General features: G+C 52.7%; 22 protein-coding genes. 12 read left to right on the top strand and 10 right to left on the bottom strand.

Annotation, left to right across the window (positions count from 1 at the left end; all coding sequences use genetic code 11):
- Positions 1–42: 42 nt before the first annotated feature.
- From ACSQ13_RS00790 to ACSQ13_RS00780, 3 genes are all read right to left on the bottom strand, one after another.
- A complete protein-coding gene (locus ACSQ13_RS00790) occupies positions 43–2,322 on the bottom strand; it encodes a Hint domain-containing protein (protein ID WP_295512609.1) in 2,280 nt (759 codons plus the stop codon).
- 428 nt (positions 2,323–2,750) lie between these two features.
- A complete protein-coding gene (scpB, locus tag ACSQ13_RS00785) occupies positions 2,751–3,335 on the bottom strand; it encodes an SMC-Scp complex subunit ScpB (protein ID WP_295512610.1) in 585 nt (194 codons plus the stop codon).
- Positions 3,336–3,337: 2 nt separating this feature from the next.
- Positions 3,338–4,231 carry a DUF1403 family protein gene (locus ACSQ13_RS00780; RefSeq protein WP_295512611.1) on the bottom strand — a complete coding sequence of 298 codons (894 nt, stop codon included), beginning with the start codon at positions 4,229–4,231 and terminating at the stop codon, positions 3,338–3,340.
- A 112-nt stretch (positions 4,232–4,343) separates the two neighbouring features.
- On the opposite strand from ACSQ13_RS00780, the gene ACSQ13_RS00775 reads away from it, so the two are divergent.
- From ACSQ13_RS00775 to ACSQ13_RS00750, 6 genes are all read left to right on the top strand, one after another.
- A complete protein-coding gene (locus tag ACSQ13_RS00775) occupies positions 4,344–5,459 on the top strand; it encodes a tyrosine-type recombinase/integrase (protein WP_295512685.1) in 1,116 nt (371 codons plus the stop codon).
- A gap of 713 nt (positions 5,460–6,172) precedes the next feature.
- Complete coding sequence (gene repA, locus ACSQ13_RS00770; RefSeq protein WP_295512613.1) at positions 6,173–7,378, top strand: plasmid partitioning protein RepA; 1,206 nt, start codon at positions 6,173–6,175, stop codon at positions 7,376–7,378.
- 78 nt (positions 7,379–7,456) lie between these two features.
- Positions 7,457–8,449, top strand: coding sequence for a plasmid partitioning protein RepB (gene repB, locus ACSQ13_RS00765; RefSeq protein WP_295512615.1), 993 nt, complete (start codon positions 7,457–7,459; stop codon positions 8,447–8,449).
- 164 nt (positions 8,450–8,613) lie between these two features.
- Positions 8,614–9,897: a plasmid replication protein RepC gene (gene repC, locus ACSQ13_RS00760; RefSeq protein WP_295512617.1), complete on the top strand. Its 1,284-nt coding sequence runs from the start codon at positions 8,614–8,616 to the stop codon at positions 9,895–9,897.
- A 244-nt stretch (positions 9,898–10,141) separates the two neighbouring features.
- On the top strand, positions 10,142–13,420 hold the full coding sequence (locus tag ACSQ13_RS00755; protein ID WP_295512618.1) for an ATP-binding protein: 3,279 nt from the start codon (positions 10,142–10,144) through the stop codon (positions 13,418–13,420).
- Positions 13,421–13,456: 36 nt separating this feature from the next.
- Positions 13,457–13,846, top strand: coding sequence for a response regulator (locus ACSQ13_RS00750; protein ID WP_295512620.1), 390 nt, complete (start codon positions 13,457–13,459; stop codon positions 13,844–13,846).
- Between the two features lie 17 nt (positions 13,847–13,863).
- Here ACSQ13_RS00750 and ACSQ13_RS00745 read toward each other — a convergent pair whose 3' ends face one another.
- On the bottom strand, positions 13,864–14,259 hold the full coding sequence (locus ACSQ13_RS00745) for a flagellar motor protein (protein WP_176250936.1): 396 nt from the start codon (positions 14,257–14,259) through the stop codon (positions 13,864–13,866).
- 39 nt (positions 14,260–14,298) lie between these two features.
- A complete protein-coding gene (motA, locus tag ACSQ13_RS00740; protein ID WP_176250937.1) occupies positions 14,299–15,168 on the bottom strand; it encodes a flagellar motor stator protein MotA in 870 nt (289 codons plus the stop codon).
- Between the two features lie 162 nt (positions 15,169–15,330).
- Here motA and ACSQ13_RS00735 point away from each other — a divergent pair, with 162 nt between their 5' ends.
- Positions 15,331–15,903, top strand: coding sequence for a flagellar motor protein (locus ACSQ13_RS00735; RefSeq protein ID WP_295512623.1), 573 nt, complete (start codon positions 15,331–15,333; stop codon positions 15,901–15,903).
- A gap of 10 nt (positions 15,904–15,913) precedes the next feature.
- Here the strand turns inward: ACSQ13_RS00735 and ACSQ13_RS00730 are convergent, their stop codons facing one another.
- The 3 genes from ACSQ13_RS00730 to ACSQ13_RS00720 all read right to left on the bottom strand — a co-directional run bounded on the left by ACSQ13_RS00730 (position 15,914) and on the right by ACSQ13_RS00720 (position 18,081).
- Positions 15,914–17,050: a flagellar motor protein MotB gene (locus ACSQ13_RS00730; RefSeq protein ID WP_295512624.1), complete on the bottom strand. Its 1,137-nt coding sequence runs from the start codon at positions 17,048–17,050 to the stop codon at positions 15,914–15,916.
- Positions 17,051–17,183: 133 nt separating this feature from the next.
- Entirely contained in the window at positions 17,184–17,648 is a 465-nt protein-coding gene (locus ACSQ13_RS00725; RefSeq protein ID WP_295512626.1) for a MucR family transcriptional regulator, read from the bottom strand.
- A gap of 256 nt (positions 17,649–17,904) precedes the next feature.
- On the bottom strand, positions 17,905–18,081 hold the full coding sequence (locus tag ACSQ13_RS00720) for a hypothetical protein (protein ID WP_176250941.1): 177 nt from the start codon (positions 18,079–18,081) through the stop codon (positions 17,905–17,907).
- Positions 18,082–18,300: 219 nt separating this feature from the next.
- Between ACSQ13_RS00720 and ACSQ13_RS00715 the strand changes: the two genes are divergently transcribed.
- From ACSQ13_RS00715 to ACSQ13_RS00695, 5 genes are all read left to right on the top strand, one after another.
- On the top strand, positions 18,301–19,020 hold the full coding sequence (locus ACSQ13_RS00715; RefSeq protein ID WP_295512628.1) for a winged helix-turn-helix domain-containing protein: 720 nt from the start codon (positions 18,301–18,303) through the stop codon (positions 19,018–19,020).
- 508 nt (positions 19,021–19,528) lie between these two features.
- Positions 19,529–19,996: a hypothetical protein gene (locus ACSQ13_RS00710; protein ID WP_176250943.1), complete on the top strand. Its 468-nt coding sequence runs from the start codon at positions 19,529–19,531 to the stop codon at positions 19,994–19,996.
- A 229-nt stretch (positions 19,997–20,225) separates the two neighbouring features.
- Complete coding sequence (locus tag ACSQ13_RS00705) at positions 20,226–20,630, top strand: flagellar biosynthesis regulator FlaF (RefSeq protein WP_176250944.1); 405 nt, start codon at positions 20,226–20,228, stop codon at positions 20,628–20,630.
- A 5-nt stretch (positions 20,631–20,635) separates the two neighbouring features.
- The gene (locus tag ACSQ13_RS00700) at positions 20,636–21,055 is read left to right on the top strand and encodes a flagellar biosynthesis repressor FlbT (protein ID WP_295512631.1); all 420 of its coding nucleotides are present in this window, start codon (positions 20,636–20,638) and stop codon (positions 21,053–21,055) included.
- 8 nt (positions 21,056–21,063) lie between these two features.
- A complete protein-coding gene (locus ACSQ13_RS00695; protein ID WP_176250946.1) occupies positions 21,064–21,888 on the top strand; it encodes a DUF1217 domain-containing protein in 825 nt (274 codons plus the stop codon).
- Here the strand turns inward: ACSQ13_RS00695 and ACSQ13_RS00690 are convergent, their stop codons facing one another.
- Both ACSQ13_RS00690 and fliP read right to left on the bottom strand, forming a co-directional pair.
- Complete coding sequence (locus ACSQ13_RS00690) at positions 21,889–22,920, bottom strand: flagellar motor switch protein FliG (RefSeq protein ID WP_295512634.1); 1,032 nt, start codon at positions 22,918–22,920, stop codon at positions 21,889–21,891.
- A 96-nt stretch (positions 22,921–23,016) separates the two neighbouring features.
- Complete coding sequence (fliP, locus tag ACSQ13_RS00685; protein WP_435988100.1) at positions 23,017–23,766, bottom strand: flagellar type III secretion system pore protein FliP; 750 nt, start codon at positions 23,764–23,766, stop codon at positions 23,017–23,019.
- Positions 23,767–23,791 lie beyond the last annotated feature (25 nt).

The following is a 23,791-nucleotide window of genomic DNA, read 5'->3' as shown; positions in this document are numbered from 1 at the left end:
TTCGGAACCGGCCCTACCCGAAATGAAATTCAGACGATGCGTTTAAAACAGGACGGCCAAGCCGCGCCGTCTGATCACCGCGCGGGCAGGCCCGCCGTACCAGCTTGCCGGAAAAGCGCGCAAGCTCGGGTCTGCCCGAAGATCGGGGAACAGCGATAGCAGCTCCGTTCGAGGCTCATGCCCCATCATCTTGAGACTCATCGGTCCGGGATAAAAACTCTCCGACAGGGCGTTTTCGGCAAAAATGATCTGATGGGCGTCGAACATCAGATGGACGTAGCAGACCGACCGCTTGCCGCTGGCGATGCGCACGCCCGGCATATATTCGGCAAGATGTTTCGCGCGCACCAGATTGCTTTCGCCAACCATCATGGAATGCTGCGGAGAGACGAACAATGACCGCACGTTGCCCAAGGCATCTGCCTTGATCAGGATCGGCCTGAGGTTTGGCGCAGCGCGCAGGGCCTCGTGATCCAGTTGCCGTGTGCCGATCCAGCGGATGGGTTGCGGACCATTGTCGGCCGTGATCACCAGATCGCCGACCCGAAGGTCTTCGATCAGGACATCACCGCGCGGTGTGCGAATGGCAGTACCGGTCGTAAAGCAGACAACACCGGTGTTTTCGGAGGTGAAACTGGGACTATCCGCGCTGGCCCCTGAAAAGATAAGGCCGCCGGTGCCAAAGCTCGCATTGTTAGAGTAGTCGGCACCGCCGATCCCGTCGTTGGACTGGTTTAGAATGCCATCATCGGCTTGGTCGGCGTGCAATTCCCAGATGTCATCATAGAAAGCCGACAGATTGATGAAATCGTTGTTGGTGCTGTCACCGTCATTCAGCGTGCCCGTGTTGCCGGTGTTGAAATCGGTGATCGTGTCTATGCCGTCGCCTGCGGCATAGCTGAACGTGTCGCTGCCATCACCGCCGGTAATCGTGTCGTTGCCCTGCCCGCCTGCGATGGTATCGTCACCGGTGCCGCCATCGATAACGTCATCGCCGATTCCGCCCAGAACCGTGTCGTCACCCGCCGCACCGGACAGTTCGAGCCCCGACATATCAGCGGACGCATCTAGACTATCGGCCAGATCCGTTCCCGAAACGGCCTCGATCTCGTAGAAGGTGCCGGTCGTCCCGTCGAAATTGAACGTGCCGAATTCCCATCCACCGAAACTGACAATGACCCCATTCGTTGCAGCACCGGTATTGAAGTCCAGCGTATCGGTGTCGCCGCCTTCGTCGCTGGCATAGACCGTCACCGACCCGTCCCCATCGTCGATGACGAACCGATCCGATCCGGAATCGCCCCAGACCGTGTCGGCACCATATCCGGTATAGATCAGATCGTCGCCCGCCCCGCCCGCAACCGAATCGTCGCCCGCCTGGCCGGACAGCGTATCGTTGCCGTCCTCGCCTCGCAGGCTGTCATTGCCCGCGCCGCCGAGAATGTAGTCGTTGCCGCCCCGGGCTTCGATGTACATGCCTGCGGTGTCGGCAGAGCCATCGACTGTGTCCGCCTGCTCGGTCAGTACCAGATGCTCAATCTCGGAGAATGTGATTGTGTTCGTGCCATAGGTGATCGTCCCGGCCTCGGCGCCGGTATATGTCACCGTGACCGGACCCGTCAGAGCCAACAGGTCCATCGTGTCGTAATCAGTCCCGCCCTCGCCCCCGACGATGGTATCGTTGCCAAAGTCATCCTCGATCACGAAGGTATCGGCGTCATCACCACCGGAAAGACTGTCGTCGTCACTGACCGTCGGCTGCGTCGTCGTAAATATCTGATCGGGGCTGATCGTGCCTGTTCCGTTCAGTTCGATATTGAAGGTTTGCGTGTTCCCGTTTGCATATGTGACTGTGTAAATAACGCCGTAGGTGGTCGGCGAATGCTGAGTGACCGAAGATGTGATGCCGGTGTAGTTTTCCTGCAGGACGATCTTGTCCGTGCCATAGTCGAATCCACGCAAGGCAAGGGTATTGGTCGTGTTCGTCGTCCCGACCAGCACGTAATCCGCGACATTGTCACCATCATTGTCGCTACCGCCCCCGTCATCAAGACGGATGGTCGCAATGGAGCCATCTTCGGCGGCCCAACGGAAATAGTCCTGGCCGGTGGTCCCGTTAATTGTCTGCCCGTTATTGACCGCCGTGTAGCTTGGCGGACCCTTTTGCCCGCCATAGATGGTGTCGTTCCCGGTGCCTCCCGCAATCGTATCATTGCCGGAAAGGCCACGCAGAGAGTCGTTGCCGCCGTTGCCTTGGATGCTGTCCGCGCCCGTCGTACCGGTCAATGTATCGTCGCCGGTTCCGCCGGTCACAGTGGCCATGTTCAGCCCCTCACTCTTTAAGTAGTCACCTTTCTGAAGTCGATAAATTAAATTGAGGTAAAAAATATGTTTGCTTTGCGTCAACCTTTTGCACATCCAATCAATCAGTTGGCCGGTGTGTTTTGTTGGATCTGGCGTAAATTTTTCTGGTTCTTTCCCTTTCCGGCTGATTTTCGGACATGGTGCCAAAGCAAGCGCCTTGCCTCGTATGCGTGGGCTAGAACACAAGTCTTTTATTCCGCTGGCCGAGTGCCTGCGTCTTGATATTCTTAATTTTCAGAAGATAGGCGAGGTCATAGCAAACGCTTCGTTCTGCTATGAGTATGCCGAAGGACTGATCCGCCCCGATCAAGACTGAAGTCTCGCCGTCGTTTGGAAGTCAGGGCTAGCAGGCGTATTTCGTATGATACCACGGCAGACCTGCCCTACTACAGCGCGATTCCCGCATCTTGCAATTGCTCCTTGTCCGGCAAATCCCGCAGGCTCTCCAACCCGAAGGCCACCAGGAACCGGTCGGTTGTGACAAAGGTGTAGGGCGCGCCGCGGCGGGGGCTGCGGGGGCCCGTCCCGATCAGACCCAGACCGTTCAGCCGTCCGATCAGATCGCGGCTGATCTCCTTGCCGAAAATGTCTATCAATCCGTCGCGCGTGATTGGCTGATGATAGGCAATGGCGGCCAGCACCGCGGTGTCAAATTCGCTCAGGTCAAGATCCTGATTACCCACCTCTGCTGCCGCGCGGATCGCGGGCGCGTAGACGGCGCGGGTGCGCAAAATCCACCCGTCGGCAACGCGGGCAACCTCGAACGCCCGCCCTTCCAGGTCGGCGGCGAGATCCTCGATCAGCAGATCAACCGAAGCATCCCCCACTACCCGCGCCAGATCCGCGCGCGGCACCGGTGCAGAACTCGCGAACAGCACCGCTTCGATCCTGCGCATCCATATGCGCCAGCGCTGCTCTGGCGACAGATCGGCAAGGGCGCGGTCCAGGTCAGCGGGGTGGTGTTTTGCCATATTCACACTCCGTAGAGGCGGAAACTGTCGCGCCCCGTCACTTCGCGCAGCGCACCCAAGGCCACCAGCCGATCGCACAGCCGCCGCGCCGCCCGATCCGGCAACGGCAAGGCAGACGGAGCCACGGCATCGCGGGTCAGAAACATCTCAACCGCCTCCCCTGCCCCCTTGGCGCGCAGCCTGGGAGCCACCGCGTGAAGACGCGCCGCGCGCCGCGCCAGATCAGCCGCCATCCGGGTTGTCTCAATGGCCGATGCCACGACAGCGCGGTGACAGGCGCGCCGCAGATCATCACCGGTCTTGCGCAGATCGCGCGGTGTAAGCCCGACCCCCAGCAACGGCACCGCATAGTGCCATCCCAAGGCCTGCGCCAGCGCTGCATCCGCCAGAAGGAGCGCCACATGCTCCGCGCGCGGATGATCCGACATCACCGCCTCAAACACGGATGACGCACGCCCCACCGGGCCACCCTGCCCCGCGCCAGGTCTGCCGAGCCATACCTTAAGCTCGGTCTCAGAATAGGTCGGTAAGGCACGGTGCAGCGCGGTGACAGAGACCGGTCGTTCGATCGCCTGTCGCCAGTGCTGATAAATCTCCCCCGCGGGGCCGGGCAGATCGTCGGGGCGCAGCAGATGTACCGCATCGCGCAGGTCTGCGGCCCGCTCTGGCCGTCCCGACTGGGCCACACAGGCCTCTGCAGCGCGCAGTGCCAACCGCTCGCGTAACAAGCTTTGGGGGACGTCCGCCCGCGTCACCACAAGATGCAGGTGGCCAAGCGCCGCACCTGACAAAAACGCCACATCTTCAAGAGATTCATTGCGGGCAGAGGTGACCCACCCCGGCATCGGGGGTAATGTCTCTTTGTCCGCATCAAGTGGGGTTAGCGCGTGTTTCATATGCGAAGCCTAACCTTGGGCGGCGCTTTTAGCCAGTATATAGTGACACAACCGCCCCGCCCTGCATGACCTCGCTATGTCCAATAAGTTTGCATTATCGGACATAACGGGTATGTTCAGCAGCATGACAGAAAACAACGACAAATCACGCCTGAATATACCTAGGCCCGATGAAGCAAACGATGCGCTTCCGTCTACTGATGAGCGCTTGAGCCTGCCTAACGATGTAGCGGGGTCGGGTCCTCTCGACCGCCTTGTAGATACAGCGCGCGATTATGCACGTCAGGCAACGGCTGAGAACACGAATAAGGCGTATGCTAAAGACTGGGCGCATTTTACGCGTTGGTGTCGCAGGCGCGGCGCAAACGCGCTGCCCCCCAGCCCGGAACTGATCGGGCTCTACATTGCGAACTGTGCAGCGCCCGACACCGAGGCCCCTGCCCGTCCAGCACGACCGCTGTCGGTATCGACCATCGAGCGCCGCCTGTCTGGCCTTGCCTGGCACTACCAGCAGCGCGGCTTTACGCTTGATCGAAAGGACCGGCATATCGCGACTGTTCTGGCTGGCATCCGGCGCAAGCACGCGCGGCCGCCCGTTCAGAAAGAAGCGGTGCTGGCGGAGGATATCCGTGCGATGATCGCCACCCTGCCCTTCGATCTGCGCGGATTGCGGGACCGTGCGATCCTGCTGATTGGCTATGCGGGTGGGCTACGTCGCTCCGAGATTGTCAGCCTTGATCATAGCCGCGATGATACGCCAGATAGCGGTGGCTGGGTCGAGATCGAAGATAACGGCGCGGTCTTGTTCCTGCGCGGAAAAACCGGCTGGCGCGAGGTCGAGATTGGCCGGGGATCGTCGGATCAAACCTGCCCAGTCCATGCGCTGGAGCAATGGCTGCAGTTCGCCAAGATCGACTTTGGCCCCCTCTTCCGCCGGACCACCCGTGACAACAAGCGCGCCCTCGATGCGCGCCTCTCTGACAAACACGTCGCACGGCTGATCAAACAAACTGTATTGGACGCGGGCATCCGTAGTGATCTGTCCGAGAAAGATCGGCTTGCCCTGTTCTCGGGGCATAGCTTGCGGGCGGGTCTGGCTTCGAGTGCAGAGGTCGACGAGCGCTACATCCAGAAGCACCTTGGCCATGCATCGGCTGAGATGACCCGCAGGTACCAGCGGCGCAGAGACAGGTTTAGGGTGAACCTGACGAAGGCTGCGGGACTTTGATTTCGATGGGGTTGTCTGGGCTGGCATTGTCATGAACCCTCTTCGACTGCCTCATTGAAAGCAAATTATCTGCGGACGATTTCTGGCTCAACCGCAACGCTACGGTCAAAATGATGTCGGTAGGATTATAAACCGAAATGGCATGCGCCTGTTTACCATGGCTCGCCTCCGCTTCAAAGAAGCAGACAAAAAATTGCGGGATGGAGGTGATCTGTGATCCTGGGAGGGTCTATCGGAAGGTTCTGAGATCGGGTGAACCGCTCTGTTTGCGAAAGAGAATCGCCGGGAGAGCATTCCGCGAACCGCACATTTTTTCCTCGGTCCCACCTGCGGATTGCGAGATCTTTGTATTTAAACTCACTCTGACGACCAAACGGACCAATCATCGGGCTGATACCACCTCCTAGCCGGCCAAAATTCAGCAGAATGGTCCGAACGCTGCAGTTTGACAGCCGTGCAAATCTAATAAATGAATTAATACCAGTATCTTAGATGGTGCTGGCTTGTTATTCCCGCCTTAACCTCAGGCAGTGCGTATGCTGAAATTGCGCCACAACATCGGCGCGCCACAAGATGTGGGGCTCCCTACAATATTTACACTGTCTGGCGTCCCGGGATGAAAACTTGTTGCCCGACTCGAAAATCCCCTTTAGTGACACTTGTGTAAGTGAAATCGCGCTAAAAGCGATATTTGATAAGAGCGGGCAGTCAGTATGCAAAAATTTGAGAAGAACGAGGCTCCAAAACCTTTCGACGAGATCATTCTCGAGCAAGGGGAACTGATTTCTGACAGGCTCAATATGTTGCGTATGGAGCAGTATCCCCCCAACGCACAAAAGAGTCTACGCCAGTTCAGCCTGGCTGAAGTCGCATACTTCCTCGGGGTCACTCAATCAAACATCAAGAAACTCCACCTTGAAGGCAAAGGCCCTGAGCCAACGACGTCACCGTCAGGACGGCGGACATATTCCGCAGAGCAAATGCTTGAATTGAGAGCCTATCTCGACAAGCATGGGCGTTCCGGAAAGAAGCGGTATGTGCCGCATCGCCAGGACGGCGAAGATATGCACGTCGTGTCAGTAGTGAACTTCAAGGGCGGCTCGGGAAAGACCACAACCGCTGCGCACCTTGCCCAGCACCTTGCCTTGCGCGGCCACCGGGTTCTGGCGATTGATCTGGATCCTCAAGCATCGCTTACGGCGCTTCACGGTATCCAGCCGGAGCTCGATGAAGTCCCCTCTCTCTATGAGACATTGCGCTATGATGGAGAGCGGCGCCCGATCTCGGAAGTCATCCGCAACACAAATATCCCAAACCTTGACATCGTCCCTGCAAGCCTAGATTTGCAGGAGTACGAATACGATACGCCCGTCGCATTAACGAGCAAAGACCCTCAGGCTGGCCGCGCGTTTTTTACCCGGATATCCGAAGCCCTGAAGGAGGTAGATGACCGATACGATATCGTCGTTATCGATTGCCCTCCACAGCTGGGGTATTTGACTCTTACGGCGCTGACTGCATCGAGTTCGGTATTGATTACCGTTCATCCGCAAATGCTGGACGTCATGTCGATGAGCCAGTTCCTTTTGATGTTGGGCGGGATCATGAAGACGATCCGCGATGCGGGAGCCCAGATGAACCTCAAATGGTTCCGCTATCTGGTGACACGGTTTGAACCAACGGACAGCCCGCAGAAGCAAATGGTCGGCTTCATGCAAGCCATGTTCCCCGGACAAATGCTGCAATCTCATATGGTCAAATCTACGGCGATATCTGACGCGGGCATCACCAAACAAACCCTTTACGAGGTGGAGCGGTCTCAGTTCGTGCGTGCGACCTATGACCGTGCGATGGATTCTCTTAACGCTGTTAATGATGAAATTGCCGATCTCATTCACGAAGCTTGGGGGCGCCCATAATGAGCGTTTTTGACAGCCGTGCAGATTTTAGAATTTCGATCAAACATTGCCTCTGGGGAACCGATTTGGAGGGACATCATGGCGCGTAAAGATCTCTTGAAAAGTGTAATGGATCCAGCCGGCGATAAGGCGCGCGATGGCAGTCGCACAAATTACGCGATGCGCGGTGCCTCAAAGTCTATGAAAGTGTCCATCGACAGTCTTGCGGAAGATGCGCGCCGGATGATGGAGGGCGAAACGATTGTTGAAATCGCCCCAAACCTAATCGACAGCTCTTTTGTCAGCGACCGGCTCGGGCTGGATGACGACGCGTTTCAAGAGCTCAAGGCGTCTATCGCAAAAGGGCAACAAGACACACCTGTGCTGTTGCGCCCGCATCCAGAAACCCCTGGACGTTTCATGGTCGTTTTTGGCCACCGACGCGTACGTGCTGCCGCAGAGCTGGGGCGTATGGTCCGTGCTGTTGTCAAGCCAATGGATGATGTTGCGCATATCCTTGCACAAGGCCACGAAAACACAGCACGGGCCGATCTGTCGTTCGTAGAGAAGGCAGTTTTTGCCAGAAGCCTGTTAGAAATTGGTCAGCCAAAAGATGTCATTATGTCTGCGCTGACTGTAGATGGCACGCTGCTGTCGCGGATGTTGTCCGTCGCGCAGCAAATCCCTAACGACATCATCGATGCCGTTGGCCCGGCAAAACAGATCGGTCGGGACCGTTGGGAAGGCTTCAAGAAATTGATGTCTGAGCCGGAAAACATAAAGTTGACGCAGCAATTGGTGGCAGAGCCCAGCTTTGCCGAGTTGCACAGTGACGCGCGATTCGAGCTTCTTCTGAGCAAACTCTCTGAAAAGGGCAGGGTGGTTCGGAATAAAGCGAAACGCGCGGGCCCGCAAAAGCGGACCTGGACCGCCAATGGCGGACGGATAAAAGGTGTTTTGGGGAAGTCTGGCAAAGCGTTCAGCGTTTCACTGACATCAACAGATGCCTCGGAATTCGGTGATTATCTCGCTGAAAACCTTGATGGCCTCTATCAAGCATTTCTCTCGTCAAAACAGGAGAAGATCGAGTGAACTAAAGGCAAAAGAAAAGCCCCCAAACCAAGCGGCCTGAGAGCTGATCTAATCAATTTGAACACCTGATAGATACCTCTCCCGCGAATCGCTGTCAACAAAGCAACACCGATTTGGTGAACGGATTTCTTTTGCCTCCACATATATGGAGGTGAGACACAGGTATGAAACAGTCAGGTTGGCGCAAGCCGACACCGGGTCTTGGGGTTGCAGCGCAATTTGCCCAAGCCGGTGAACAGATTTCTGCATCCAAATCAAAGGCATTCGTCGCGGTAAAACGTGTAGGAGCACATATCGGGCTGAAGGCCGGCGATATGATGCTTTTGGATACGCTGGGGGCATTTACACAGGCTCAGGACTGGGAAGAGGGCAGGCGCCCGATTGTCTGGGCCTCTAACGCTTATCTGATGGACCAAACGGGGTTCTCACTGTCAGCGCTGAAACGGCACTCCAGGCGCCTTGCGGAAGCCGGTGTCATTGCTTTCAAGGATAGCCCAAATGGCAAACGCTGGGGGCGTAGGGACGCGGATGGTGTCATCATCGAAGCCTATGGTTTCGATCTGGCACCGCTTTCGGCGCGTGTCGAAGAGTTCGAGCAGTTGTATATGGAGTTGCGCGCCGAACGCGAGCTTTGCCAACGCCTCAAGCGCCAGATTACCGTTTCCCGTCGGATGATCCGCGCACAAATCGACGCTGCCCTGTCACGGGGCTACAGCGGCCCATGGACGCAACTTACAAATCTTTTCGAAGAGCTGCTCAGCAAGCTCCCTCGGCGCCCAACGGCATCTGATGCATTGCAGCAGCTTCTTGCGTGGTTCAGAGCCCTTCAAGCCCGTGTTGAGCGGACCATTTTCGAAGAAACCGAGGTGATTGAGGCTGTTGATAACTTCACGATAATTAAGTCAGAAACACCTGAGAAAACACATAAAATGAACCCCACGGAGGTCATTTTTGAACCTGACATACTAATTACAAATAAACTTAAACCTGTAATTAGTAACCGCCTAGATAAAGAAAACATGGCTGATGCCGTGATAAACACAATGGGTGATTACAAAACCGAGATGGTTACGGAGGATTGGGCAGCCAAAACGCATAAATTACGCGCTACCTCTCTTGATCTGCCAACGGTCATGCAAGCCTGTCCAGAATTCGCATCATGGGCTCAGGATATGGGTGGATACCTCAAGGATTGGTCTGACGTTCACCGCGTGGCGGGTCAGCTCAGGCCAATGATTGGTATTTCAGAACACGCATGGCACGTGGCGCAGGACCAGTTGGGCAAGCAAGTGGCGACAGCAGCCCTTGTTCTTGTGTTCGAAAAACACTGCACGGGCGAAGTGGTTTCTCCGGGGGGCTATCTGCGCGGGATGGTTGAAAAAGCCGGGGCAGGGGAGTTGCATCTGGAGCGCAGTTTTTACGGGCGGTTGAATGGACAGGCCTCGTGATAGTGCCCTTTACACTGAAGGGAGTTCCCTTGCAGAAGGGTATTTCGGGCACAGATCGTGTTAATGATACAATGCTGGCTCTGAAACGTCATTGTTTCCGTCGTCAAACATTTGCCATAAACGTAAATTAACGTTTTAACTACTGTGACGAGCCTGTCCTGCGGTGTGATCGGCAAAATCAATATTCTTGGGTACGAAAATGCTATCGAGACGATGCTTAGATTGCGATAGAGCTGCCCAAGATTTGGTAGGCCTGCGGTCCAAGCTCGGGCAAGTATTCAGATTATTTTTTCTCGCCCTGAGCATTATTATTACTTCAATCGGGCCTTTGCAGTCTCAAGAGGTAACGAATGATCCTTCTGAAATAGCCGAACTTACGATTGGGGTCAGCGCCTCAGAGGGTGTTACACGCGCTCTGGAAGACTGGAAGCTGACCAAGGAATTTCTGGATGCCTCAGCGCGGGATCGGGGGCTGAATTACCGTTTCAAGATCGAACCATATTTCGCACAGTCAAACTACACGGCTGAAGAGACATCAGGGTTTGACCTGATTTTCACCGATGCTGCCGGTTTCGTTGCCGCCGAAGAAGAGATGGGCGCGCGGGCTTTATCGTCGATCGCGCAGGTGTGGGACGGAAAAAGCTATGACAAGACCGGTGCTGTGATTTTTACGCGCCAAGATAGCAATATCAAGACATTGTCTGATGCCGTTGGTCAGCGAATTATGGGCATCGATCGAAGCGATTTTATTGGCTGGAAGTTGGCCGTTCAACAGTTTCGCGCGCAAGGGATTGACGAAGCATCTGTATTACAAACGGCCATATTCTCCGGCGGCAATCAGCTGGAGGTCGTTTCGGCGGTTCAGTCCGGGCTTGTGGATGTTGGCGTTATTCGTGCCGGTGTTCTTGAAAAACTAGCCCGCGAAGGGCGGTTGGAACTTGATGAATTACGGCCAATCTCGGCTATTAAACATGCCGATTATCCGTTCTGGGTGAGTACCCCGATTTTTCCAGGGTCGGTTCTGGCCGCGCTTCCAAGCCTATCCGAGGAAGCGATGGCCATTACGATTGAATCCCTTTTGCAGATCAACGGCCAAACCGCTGAATCCAAAGCGATGGGCGGAGTTGTCTGGCAGGCCCCACAAAATTACCAGCAGGTGCGCAAGCTATTGATGGCCCTCGGGGCGCGTCCCTATGAAAGCCAAATGCAGCTTGCCGCGACCAATATCCTTGAACGATATAAATGGATCGCCATCGCTGTTGCCGCCCTTATCATCGGTTCTTTTGTTTTTCTTGTAAGAGAACTTGTTAAGAGTGCGCGGCTTGCTGAAGAGCGCAGGAACGTACTGGCGTCCGAGCTGCGTTCAAAGGAGTTTTACAGAACTGCGGTGGAGGCCCACTCTGTCTTCTGCATGTTGTCGCATGACGGCGTTATCACCCACGTGAATGAACAATTCCAAGATGTGATGGGCCTGAAGCGTAACCAACTGATCCAGCACGCGTTGAGCGACTTTCTGGTGCCGGAAAACAAGGCCGCCTTTGATGAAGAAATCGGATCGATGGTATCCAAACGTCGCACATGGAAAGGCGTGCAGCAGTTTTTGAACAGAAACGGCAAGCCGGTCTGGCTCGAGTGCACATTTATTCAGGTGCAAAACCCCAGCCAGGAAATGGTCGAAATCGCCATGGTGGCGTCGGATGTCACCAAAACCCGCGAGGGTATTTCCGAGACACGCTTTAACAATACTCTTGAGCTGCTTCAGGACCTGGTCATCGTCGTTCGGCCCAAAACCTATGAATTGTCTTATGTGAACGCAGCAGCACAGGAAATTTTAATAAATGGCAGCGTGAAAGGCAGTTGGAAAGGCAAGAAGGTTTCCGACTTCCTTAACTCCGAAAGGTTCGAGGAGTTTAAAGAGCGCTGTTTGGACCTGGTCGAAAAGGGGTCTGGTCGTGCCACATGGGAAGTGGAGGCCAAGACCGGCGTCACCTTTGAGATTAACTTGGAATATGCGACGCCGCCGGGGGACGAGCCGAGGTTCATTGTGATCTATCGTGACATTACGGAGCGAAAGGTAGCGGAGCGCGCAAAGAAAGAATTCATTGCAACGATCAGCCATGAATTGCGTACGCCGCTCACGTCAATCAAGGGTGCGTTGGGGATCATCGGGTCAAATGCAGTCGGTCACGTTCCGGAAAAGATGGGCAAACTTGTAAAAATCGCGACCCTCAATTGCGACCGGCTGATCAAGCTGATCAACGATATTCTTGATATCGAAAAGTTCGATGCGAAGAAAATGGACTTGAAAATGGAGGTTTTCGACCTGAGTTCATTGGTGAACCAGGCCTTGGAAGCCAATAGTATCTACTCTGGAAATTTAGGCGTCAACGTGCGCCGGATCGACGTAAACATTGACGCCCCTTTGCTTGCTTATGGTAACCCTGACAGTCTGGCCCGCGTCATGGATAACCTGATTTCTAACGCTTCAAAGTTTTCCCAAAAGGGCGACGAGATTTTCGTGTCACTGGTCGAAAAGGACAACATGCTCAGGCTCAGCGTTAGGGATTTTGGCGTGGGGATCCCACAACATTTGCACGGCACGATATTCGAACGGTTCGTGCAGGCCGACAGTTCCGATACCCGTTCAAAAGGTGGGTCTGGTTTGGGTCTTTCGATTGTAAGAGAGATCATCGGCAAGCACCAAGGCCGCGTATATTTTGTGAGTAAAGAAAAGCAAGGGACGGAGTTCTTTGTTGATCTGCCAAAGGTCGCCGCGAATGGTGAAGACGTGATTCCGCTACAGATTGAAACCCCTGATGGCCAACCGATGCACGACTTTACAGGACAGATATCCAACAACATCCATCCAATTGATAGCATCCTGGGCAGTTCCGCGATCCAAAGGCTGATCGATCAGTTTGGTGAAGATGACGTGAAGGTTAATCTTGAAACTGGCAAGCCAAGTCTGAAACAGTTTTCCAAGAGTAAGGGGGTCGTCGGTCAAGTGCATGCTAAGAATTGGTTCAATGACGCGACCTATAAATTCCTTGATTCAGCGCTTGCAAACAAGGTTCTTCGCAATTCGGACGTTTATATAATCGAGGTGCCGGCGCACGTGGTCGGCAATGTTTTTCAGGGGTCGATTGCAGCGGAAAGTTCAATTCAAAGGTGGCTCAACAATACTGGTGACCTGTTGGGCGACGTAGCCGACCTTAAGGTTTTGACTGAATGTACCGAAGCAAATGTGAAAACTTGGCTGGCAGAAAACAGTAGAGCGACAGTCACCAGCAACCTATCGACAGTTGAAGACAGTAATTTAATCAAATATGATCTATTAGCAAAGTTCTTAAGAACTGACGATATAGTCGGGCTGGCAATTTTTCCAGTTCAAAACGGCAAATTGCCAGAAGGGTGGCCGACTTGCATCTTAGGCTATTCAGTCGCCGCTCCATCGGCTGGCCATGGGGTTGTTTCCAAGTTTTCCACCTCCGGCGGTGCCTCAAGCAAGCGTATCGCCTCATAGATTTAGCTGAAACGATCAATATTTGGACTGTTGAAATTGGACACCCTTGAAAGAATTTTGCACGTTGATGACGATCAGCAGCTTGTTGAGATCGTTGGCCTTGCTCTTGAGCTTATTGGCGGATTTCAGATTAAACAGGCCGAAAACGGGACGAGCGCAATTGAGCTGTTAGACGGGTTTGCGCCACAGCTTATTGTTACAGATGTGCAGATGCCCGGTTTGACGGGGCCGGAAATGATGGAGCAGGTTAGAAAACTCCCTGATTACAAAGACTGTCCCGCAATCTATCTGACTGCGCGCGCCGGGCCGGAAAACCAGAAGTTGCTGTCTGATCCGAACGATTTGGCCATCATCGTCAAGCCGTTCGATCCGATGACGCTCGCAGACGAAATTCGCGAGATTTGGAAAGCCAAATACTCAGCCTAGCGGCAATGCTGCTGGGCTTAAATAGTGTGTTTGAGCGCCGACAGGCTCCGCGTTGCGTCATCCAGGGCTGAGTTTTCAGTGCGCTCAACCTCCAAATCGACCGCTTGGGATAGCCGCGAAAGAACATTTTCTTTGGTTTTTACATCGCGAAATGCATCCAGCAAACTGGTCTGTAGCTTGGAAATCCCTGCTTCAATGTCTTCGCTTTTCCGGCTGAGCAGTCGTTGGTGATGGTCAACAGAAGCCAGATAGCTTGGAAGATATGGGCGCGTATCTGTTGTGGAATTGGCGGTTTCCTGCGACGCGGTTTTGGCCAAATCTTCACTTTGATTAACAACGTCATTCAGGTTGGCACGAAGCCCCGACAGTTCCGCTCCGATCGCCTCAAGCTCGTATTGCTTGATACGGCTCACCAATCGCAGTGCTCTTAGCCGGTCCCGCGTTGGCATGGATTATGCCGCCTCGGAGAGGGATTTCCGCGCTTCTTCCATCTCATAGAAGGAGGGTTGAAGGCTGGTTGGAATGTTCCCGCGGCCAATTTCCGTACAAATCCCGGGTGAATGATTGTGCAGGATCGCGATGAATATATCGCGGATCACCGCATAATAAATACCGTCCTGATCTTCGATCGCTTGCAGACGGTTCGCAATTGGTGAAACAAAAAGATAAGCCAAGAATACGCCAAGAAAAGTTCCGACCAATGCCCCACCAATCATGGCCCCAAGCACCGCGGGTGGCTTGTCGATGGAAGACATGGTTTTGATAACACCAAGAACAGCGGCAACAATCCCGATCGCCGGCAAAGCATCTGAAACAGTTGTAAGGCCATGCGGGGCGACAGACGCTTCGTGGTGGTGCTTCTTGAGCTTCCTATTGATCACGTCTTCGGCTTGGTACGGATCGTCAAATTGCATGGCCAGCATCCGGAAGCTGTCAGTGATCAGGTCAATCGCAAAATGGTCTTTCTGAAGCTTTGGATATTTAGAGAATATCGCGCTTTCCTTCGGGTTTTCGATATGTTCATCGAGGGCTAACATCCCGGATTGCTGATACATTTTCGCGAGGGTATACATCAGGTTCAAGAGATCAACGTAGTCAGTTGATTTCCATTTGGGACCTTTGAATGCTTTTACCAACGCCTTCCCTGCACCGGCGATGTTTGCAAAGGAGTTTGCGGCAATAAACGACCCTAAAGCCGCGCCGCCAATCATCATCCCTTCAAAGGGGAGGGCATGTGTGATGATGCCCATGTCACCGCCCGACAGCATATAGCCGCCGAAGACCATGCCCATCACAACTGCAAATCCAATGATTATCGTCATTTTTTATCCATGCCATTTTAGCTAAAGGTGCCACTTAATCTTGCAGTTCGCAATAACAGTTCAACAGTTTTTGCTTTTGATATTGTTCTGCTTGGTTGATTATAGTTAAATGAACTTAGATCATACACTAAATTTAACTTTTTGATTCCGGAGCTCACAAGCATGTCTGATACTGAACGCGTCTTGGTTGTTCTCATTGACGCGGATGATCTCAAGTATATTTTTGCGGGCTGGCCTGATCACATTTGTCTGGCGACATGTCTTTACCAGTCTGGTGAGTGTAGTCTGAACGTTTTCCGGCGTGATGAACGTGCCTCGATGCCAAAACGACTTGTCGAGAGGCTGAAGCTTCAGGATAATAGCGTTTATTTTGTGCCTCAGGTGCCGGGTTATGAGACAAAGACATTCTTCTATTCTGATGAGCGTCGCTTGATGACCTTGATCGCATCTGACCAAGGGATCTTGGAAGACGCTTTGGATTATTCGGTTAACTACAATTATGCACTGGAAGAGGGGCTGGATCCGGCCCTTCTTCTTGGGTTGAAAGGCTCCGAGCGGCCGACCCCCCAATGTGCGACGAACCGCTTTGCCGGTTATCGGACTGGGAGAAAAACGCAAACGGACAGCGCTAATTCACTGCTGCCCGAATTCTTGCGCCGGTCTGCGGAAAGATCCCGCCGCCCGCAATTCTCAAGCCGGCGCAGCGGAAAGTCTGTATCCTTCGCGCAGGCGTAACGATGGGCGATTACCGTAGCACGTTAAGCAGGTTTTCGAACACCTGATCATCGACAGCTGCTAGGTTTTCCTCTTTTACATGGTCGGCGGTAGCGTCGGCGTGCTGGCTATCCTTTTGCTCAACATGACCTGTGGTTTCAGGTTTGTCTTTCACAATGTCATTGGTCTGCGGTGCATTTTTTGGCTCATTATACTTGAGCAGAACTGAAATCCGCCTGTTCGATGGGTCCTCGGGGTTTTCCGGAACGAGCGCTTGGGTGTCGGCAAGGCCGGAAACACGAATGATCCGGTCCAGCGAAACGCCCGAGCTTTCAAATACTCGACGTGTGGCGTTGGCGCGATCCGATGAGAGATCCCAGTTATCGTACACTTTGCTATCCTGAAACTTTATGGAGTCTGTATGGCCGGATAACACGATTCTATTGGGCAGCTTTGACAATGAACTTCCCAGGCTCTCAATCAGCTTCAAGGTCGAAGTTTGCATTTCTGCCCGTCCACTTACGAACATTGGCTGACCTTCCTGGTCAATAATTTGAATGAGGAATCCGTCTGGCGTTTTCTCGAACATGATGTTTTTCATCAGGGGCTCAAGTTCAGGATGCTCTTGCATCGCCTGAAGCAAGTCTTTTTCAAGCTCCGCAAACTTCTGTTCGTCGAGAAGCCGTTCCTGCTTGATCATATCTTGAAGAATCGCATCGTGTGCTGCGTCAGCTGCCGAAGAGGAGCTGTTTTCATGCTCGTCTGCTGCGCCGTCTTTAGATTTCATTTCTTCATCTGACTGCTGCACATCGCTCGACTGGGTTGTGTCTCTGATCTCCCACTTGGCCGGCGCAGGATCGTCAACCATTCCCAATTGCGTACCCCGGGCAACGACCGCGCCGTTGGATGCGGTCAAAGTGCCAGCCGGGCCAAGAGTTGCACCGTCAAGAACGCCAATCCCGCCTGGCATGGAGGCATCGGTGAAATATTCTGCAATGCCACGAAGCTTTTGCTCGTCGGCGCTCGCCAAAATCCACATGAGGAGGAAGAAGGCCATCATTGCCGTCATAAAGTCAGCATAAGCAACCTTCCAGCCGCCACCGTGGTGGCCGCCTCCCTCGATTACTTCGATCTTCCTGAAAATCTTGGGCTGCGTGGTCGCTGCCATAAGTTCCGCCTCTCACAATTCGAACTCTTCGGTTCTGTCGGCAAAAAAAGCTTCTGCTTCTTGAGCTTGAGAGACTTATCAGTACTAGATGGACGAAACTATGTCAAAGGTGAGACGCTGCGGGGCAGGGGGGTTAAGCGCCCGAAACCGGGGGGGATTGATCGGTATTTTCCCGGGAATACTTGCCCAACCCGATACGCTTGGCGGTCGCAGCCTTCCGGATTGAATAGCTTGGTGCGACCAGAAGATGGTCGTCTGCGAGATTGAATTTCTCACGGTAGGCGGCTTCGGTCAGCCCATGCTCTGCGCGCAGATGCCGTTTGAGCATGGTGAACGCACGTCCACAACAAAGGCAAATCACCGCGTCTTCAGTAACCGAATTGGCAACATCAACCATAGGGGCGTCCGAAGGGGGGGCTTGCGGCAGCTCTTTTGACGCGACTGCAGTCTTTTTGTAGCCAGCATTCTCCGCCAGAACCTTGGGAAGTTCCTGGGCCAGCGATAATACTTCTTCTACAGTTACGTGTTCACGTCCTGCAAAGGCAGTCAAAATACTGACTGTTGCCTTTGGCAGACTAACATCAAGAAAATCACTCACGCTGGCACTCACTTTCTTACATTCTTTTGGAAGAATACTCTTAAGTACATAAGTATTTGTTAATGCACATCTTTCAAGAGTTTCTCAAGTCTTTTGTTCGCAACCTGACTGTTGGTAAAACTGCAACCGGAAATTGAGAATTGCCATAAAACACCCTGTTTTCAATGTATTGAGGTCACACAAACCATGTGAACTTTCTTGACATTGTCAGATGATTGGCCCTCAAAGGCGCGTACAACAGGTCGATTGAAAACTATTAATGCATCTTCTGATTGAAAATACTAAGATCAGATGAACGCACGACTTGATTGGCTACCTTGATGGTTTCTGTCAAAAAACTGTCGTCTTTGGTCAGGGTAATCAATTTTTGCAAATGTGCAGCGGCGGCAAGCGCTGAGTTGCGCGGGGTAAGTCGGTCAATTCTATGTTTCATATCAGTGAACCTAGCCTCAAAATATTATCGGGTGCTTTCTGCAACCCTTTGATGGATACTTAGAGCTTAAAGTTAAAAAAGGTTAAACATATCAAAAATAAATTTGTCCTTGTACCTGGGCGACCGCCAAAAGGTTGTGAGAAACGTAAACACTGATATCCTTGATGGAAACGAGTCGTTAACGGGGCACTGTATGCTCAGGAGTATCTGGAAGGTATAATGGACGGTCATGCGAAAATATCCCTTCTTCTGATAAGCGCCGACGATGCTGTGCGCGCCACGGTTACGCGCATGGTCGAAACGGTGCTTTGCTGTGATCTTGATGTGGTCGACACGATAGAGGACATCCAGAGCCAGCCTCGCAAGACATCTTTACATGATTTGATTTTGGTTCAACTTCCTGAGGTCCCTGACGCGACATTTGAAGCCATCAAGGAAATCTCGACGATGCCGGACGGCCCTATGGTCATGGTTCTGAATAATACGGGTTCTGAAACCGGCGTTCTTTCGTTCTTGGCGGGGGCCGTTGATGTCTTCGACTGGCCGATCTCCATCAATGAACTTGCACTGCGAATTTTGCTGCGGTTGGGCAAGAGCCTGGACTTGGCACATTTGTATAGAAGCGAGCGGCTTGGCGAGATCGAAGCGATTGTTGCCTCTAACGCTGACCTGACCGTCAAAGAATCCCAGATTTTACATGTTCTTTTCATGCATACCGGTGAAATTGTGTCTCGTGACGCGCTGAGCCTAGAGGTGGACTCGCGGCTTTGGCGTTACGGGGACAGAAAATTTGATGTTCACGTTGCCAAGATTCGGAAAAAGCTGGTGGGCATGTTTGACGGTGCAATTGATTTGTCGACCATTCGCTCATCCGGATATCAACTCACAGTGAAACGAGACTTGGGCGAACTGTTGCAGATTGCGCGACTGTCAGTTTAGGGCAACGCTGATCAGAGCCGCTGTTGGCCTTAGCCGGAATGTCCCTATCTGAATGGTGGCCGTCTTCCCCGGAATACATTACCTTCGGCCTGCAGCTGAGGGCCGAATGACGGTTCGAAGGTTATCTGAGGGCGTTTTCCTTCCGTAACGTCAATACAATCTGAAGTGGGCAATTTCGAGAGATTCGCTCCGAATCGCCCGCTCACATAATTTCCCTCATAGCAAGAATGTTAATTGTAAAAAATTCAACCATGACGATTAGGCTGTATTTTGTGCCGACCACCACAAATAGATGCTGTTGGCCTTAAGGTAGCAATATGTAGCGTATATTTTACAGGGCTCTAGCGACATTCGCGCTCAATAGACAGCCATATGAGCACATGGACCCATCGATATTTTAGAATTTTTAAGCAAGCTTTCTAGCCCAAAAGTTAACAAATTCTTCATTCATCCAGCGCGAACTTCACGTTAACCTGAGGTAGAAATATATCGATGGGGGAATGAAATTATGCGATCGATGCTGGTGGAACAAATCTGGAATAATAGCCTGCATGCCTGTCAAGATGACAGCATTTCGCCACTGGCCCGAATGCTCCAATCCCTTTTGCCCCATCCGGTGGCCTGCTTTTACTCAACAAGTGGCTACAGCTTCGATGAACCGATCGCCATGTATGGTTTGGAGGAGGTCCTACCGGGCGCGACGCTCGCGGATATTCTTGACCAAGAATGCGGCATTGAGATCAGCGATGATACTATCGTCCTCATTGAAAGCGCAAAAATGCGTAATGCCCCACATGTAAGTGCGCAGAAGATGGGCTTGGCAATGGGCAACATTCTGGTTTCTCTCGCCAAGTTTGAAGAAAGCTGTGATGCAGGTCATCACCACGAGGGGGATAGTTTCTCGGTCGCCCAAAAACACCAGATGCACAGCGTTACCTCGCACGCAGGAAGCTTTAGCGGATCGCGCCCTAACTGATTGCTTCCGTTAATAATCCTTATTTCTAGCGGTCTATTTTCGGCCACATGCCAAGCGCCACTCGACGAGTTGGCCTTGGTTTAGTGTAACATTAATACACTAATCTTATTTCTATCTTTGCAAGTCTTGATGCGAATGAGGGTAATTTCTGAATCCTTAAATTTCCCTTAACCTCACCATGTTAAATAAATCCTTGTGCAGTAGAAAAATAAAAACATGAGGCAGGATTATGAGCGTAACCGCATATAAGCGGACGATTTCTCTTACCGAGGAACCACGTCAGATTGAGCGGCGTATTCTGGTTGGAGTGACATCAGAACTTGAACGGCTCTATGAAGAATTTGATACGGCCGAGGCCCGGCTGGATCGGCTTCGGATACTTTCGGGCGGCCTTCAGCATTGGCTGTGGAAGAACCAGCAAATCTGGCTGACTTTCAAGATTGACCTGATGGAAAGTAATAACGGTCTTTCCCCTGAACTGCGCGCCTCGTTGATTTCGCTTTCTGCTTGGGTCGAAAAGCACACACAAGGCGTGATGGCAGGCGGTAAACTGGTTAAGCCATTGATCGATGTTAATCGTAACATCATTGAGGGTTTGAGCGGGCGCTCCGGCCAATCCCTGGCGGCTGAGTAAATATCATGGCGCTCCGACTTACATTGAAGCCGAATGAGCGCATTTTGATCAACGGATGCGTCGTCCGTAACGCGGACAGGCGGCAGGTTATCGTCATAGAAAACCAAGCCGATGTTGTGCGCGAGGCGGAACTTTTAAAAGAAGATGAAGCGAGATCGCCTGTAAAGGAAGTATACTTTTTCATTCAGGCGGCTCTTTTGCACCCAACGATCCGCAAGAAGCTGGTGCCAATTATTCAAAAGCGGCTAGGCAAGTTAGTCCCTGTTTTTCATGATGAAATGGCCGATCATATCTTTCAGGCAGCGAGCCATGTTTCTCAGGCCGACTTCTATCGGGCGATGCGAGCCCTGCGGCCGCTGATGGATTATGAGGGGCGGCTATTGCAGTTGATCGAAAACAACGCGACCGCCACTGCGGCAGAGTAGGGGGACACATGATCAGCATTTCAGGACTCAGTAGCCCCACAGCACTCAAGCTGCTTGATGCCACTCGGGACCGGCAGCTTTCAACAATGCGCGATTCACCGGTAAACAAGCGTGCTGAAGAAGCATTTCGCGAGCGTATCGGAAATATAACCTCGCCCAAAGAACTGATCGAAGATTTCGAAGTATACAGCTTTGTCATGAAGGCCTTTGATCTTGAGGATCAAATCTTTGGCAAGGGTCTTATCCGGAAGCTTTTGGAAAGCGACCCGGTAGCGCCTGAATCGCTATTGAACCGGCTCACAGATAATCGCTTTCGTGAGATGCACCTTGCGTTGGGCTTTACCACGGAAACGGGCGTTCGGACTGTCGATTTTTCAACTACAGCATTTCAGGATGACATCGCATCCCGCTTTTATAACAGGCAGTATATCAGCGAGAATGACGCCCAAAACGAAACCCTCGGAACGGTCTTGGAATTCCGGGAGCAGGCCGAAGGCATTGATGGTTGGTTCGAGGTTCTTCGAGACAAGAAGATGACCAATTTTTTTCAGATAGCGCTCGGGTTGCCGTCAAAGATGTCCGGACTTGATCTGGACCAACAGAAGAAAATCCTTGAAGAAAAGTACGATATTACAAAGCTTAAGGACCCGGCCGAGCGGGATCGGCTTATCACTAAGTTCACTGCGATTTCGGATATTCTGAACCCGCAGGGGTTTCAGTCGAACAATATTGCGCTGAGCATTATGCAGTCGTCAAACTTTGGCAGTCAGTTTGTGCCGATCACCATCGATGTCGCAACCATAACGTTTTCGGCTTCACAGCTTTACCGTTAATCAGTCTGAAACCTCGGTAATAAGGTCTTCTTCGCTTTCTGGCAGCGATACCGTTCCGTCTGCGATCAGCCGCTGTGCCGCATCGACGAGTTGAGATTGCGCGTCTTTCACATCCCTTGATTTGACGGGCCCCATGGAAGACATCTCTTCCTGAAGCATGTCGCGTGATCGGGCGGGCAAAGACGCCAAAAAATGCTCCCTTACTTCTTTTTTGGCACCGCGCAGGGCGAGCGGCAGCGCTTGCGCCGACACTTCCCGCATGATCTTGCCAAGCATAACAGCGCTGAACTTTGTCAAATCATCAAAGACAAACATCTTCTGCTTGATGACCTGCAATTGATCGGGGGCGTCTTTCTCAAGAGCTTTGGTAATGGTGTTGAAAAGCTCTTCGTCCATCTTGTTAAAGATCGATACGAGCTGCCCCTCGATCTTGGCCTCGGGGCTTTGACCGACCCGAGCCATTATGCCGTCTCTCAAGGTGGTTTCGATGCTTTTGATCGTGTCGCTCGGCAGCCGCTCCATGCCCATCATACGCTGGATCAGATCTGCGGCACGGTCAGCACCAAGCAGGGGCAAAATTTTGGCGGCTACATCCGGTCTGATCCGGCTCAAGATCACTGCAACCGTTTGATTATGCTCTTTGACCAGAATGCTCAGCAACTGCTTTTCATCCAGATTTGACAGGTCTTTCCAAACGTTCCCTGCACTGTTCTGGCCGATCTCGCTCAAAATCTCGGTGACGCGTTCCTCTGGGAGGAACTCATTAAGCAGAGCTTTTGCCGCTTCGATAGATCCGACAACCGACCCGACATGGTTCACCTTCTGGTCAAATTCCGCAATTATCTCTTCGACCAAAGCTGCATCAACTTCGCCCATGTTCGAAATGGCCTTGGTGATCTGTCGAATTTCATCTTCATCCAACTGCTGCATGATTGTGCCGCCGCGCGCCTCACCCAGACACAAAAATAGGATCGCAGACTTTTGTGCGCCTGTTAAAGCCCGGTTTTTGCTGAGAGGTGCGAATTGGTTCATGAGCTTCTTTTGATTCCAACCATGGATGAACTAGGCCCGCCAAGACTACCTGATTTCATCCACCATTAGTATTCCTTTGTGGGTCAGCGCGGCTAATTATCCGGACGCGTAAGACTGGATAAGTGAGCCAGCCAACATATACCATCCGTCGATGAGAACGAAGAAAATGACCTTGAAGGGCAGGGACACGAGAACAGGGGGCAGCATCATCATACCCGCGCTCATCAGGACTGACGCAACGATAAGATCAATCGCGATGAAGGGCAGGTAAATCAGAAACCCGATGGTAAAAGCCCGCCGCAACTCGGAAATCATGAACGATGGTACAATGACCCGCCAGCTGGGCAGGGTGTCTGCTTCGGGATCGACTGCTTCGTTTGCAATATCTTGAAACAGTTGCAGATCCTTATCCCGGGTATTGGCGACCATAAACGTCCGGAATGGCTCCGAAATGCGTCGCATCGCCTGTTCTTCAGTAATCGCGTTTTCCATCAAGGGCACGAGCCCCCCATCCCAAGCGTCTTCGAAGACTGGTTGCATCACGAAAAATGTCATGAACAAAGCCATTGCGTTCAGCACGATGTTCGGTGGTGTCTGGTTCAGGCCAAGTGCCAAGCGCAGCATGGAAAACACGATAACGAAGCGCGTAAAACTGGTGACCATGACCAACAGGCCCGGCGCAATGCTAAGCAGGGTCACGATCGCGAACAGCTGGATCAACCGGCCCGACAGGCTTGCGCCTTGATCACTGCCTGGCGCTACATCACCAAAAGTAGCCGATAAATCGCGGATCAGGCCCCCTACATCGGTTTCCTGTGCGAATGCGGTTTGGCCGATTAGCAACAGGATACTCACGAATAGGGCGGACGCT

Origin of the sequence: Sulfitobacter sp. SH22 (assembly GCF_965641905.1) — a bacterium.
Taxonomy (GTDB): Bacteria; Pseudomonadota; Alphaproteobacteria; order Rhodobacterales; family Rhodobacteraceae; genus Sulfitobacter.
The sequence above is the reverse complement of the archived record's forward strand: the minus strand, read 5'-3'. Positions and strand labels throughout refer to the sequence as shown.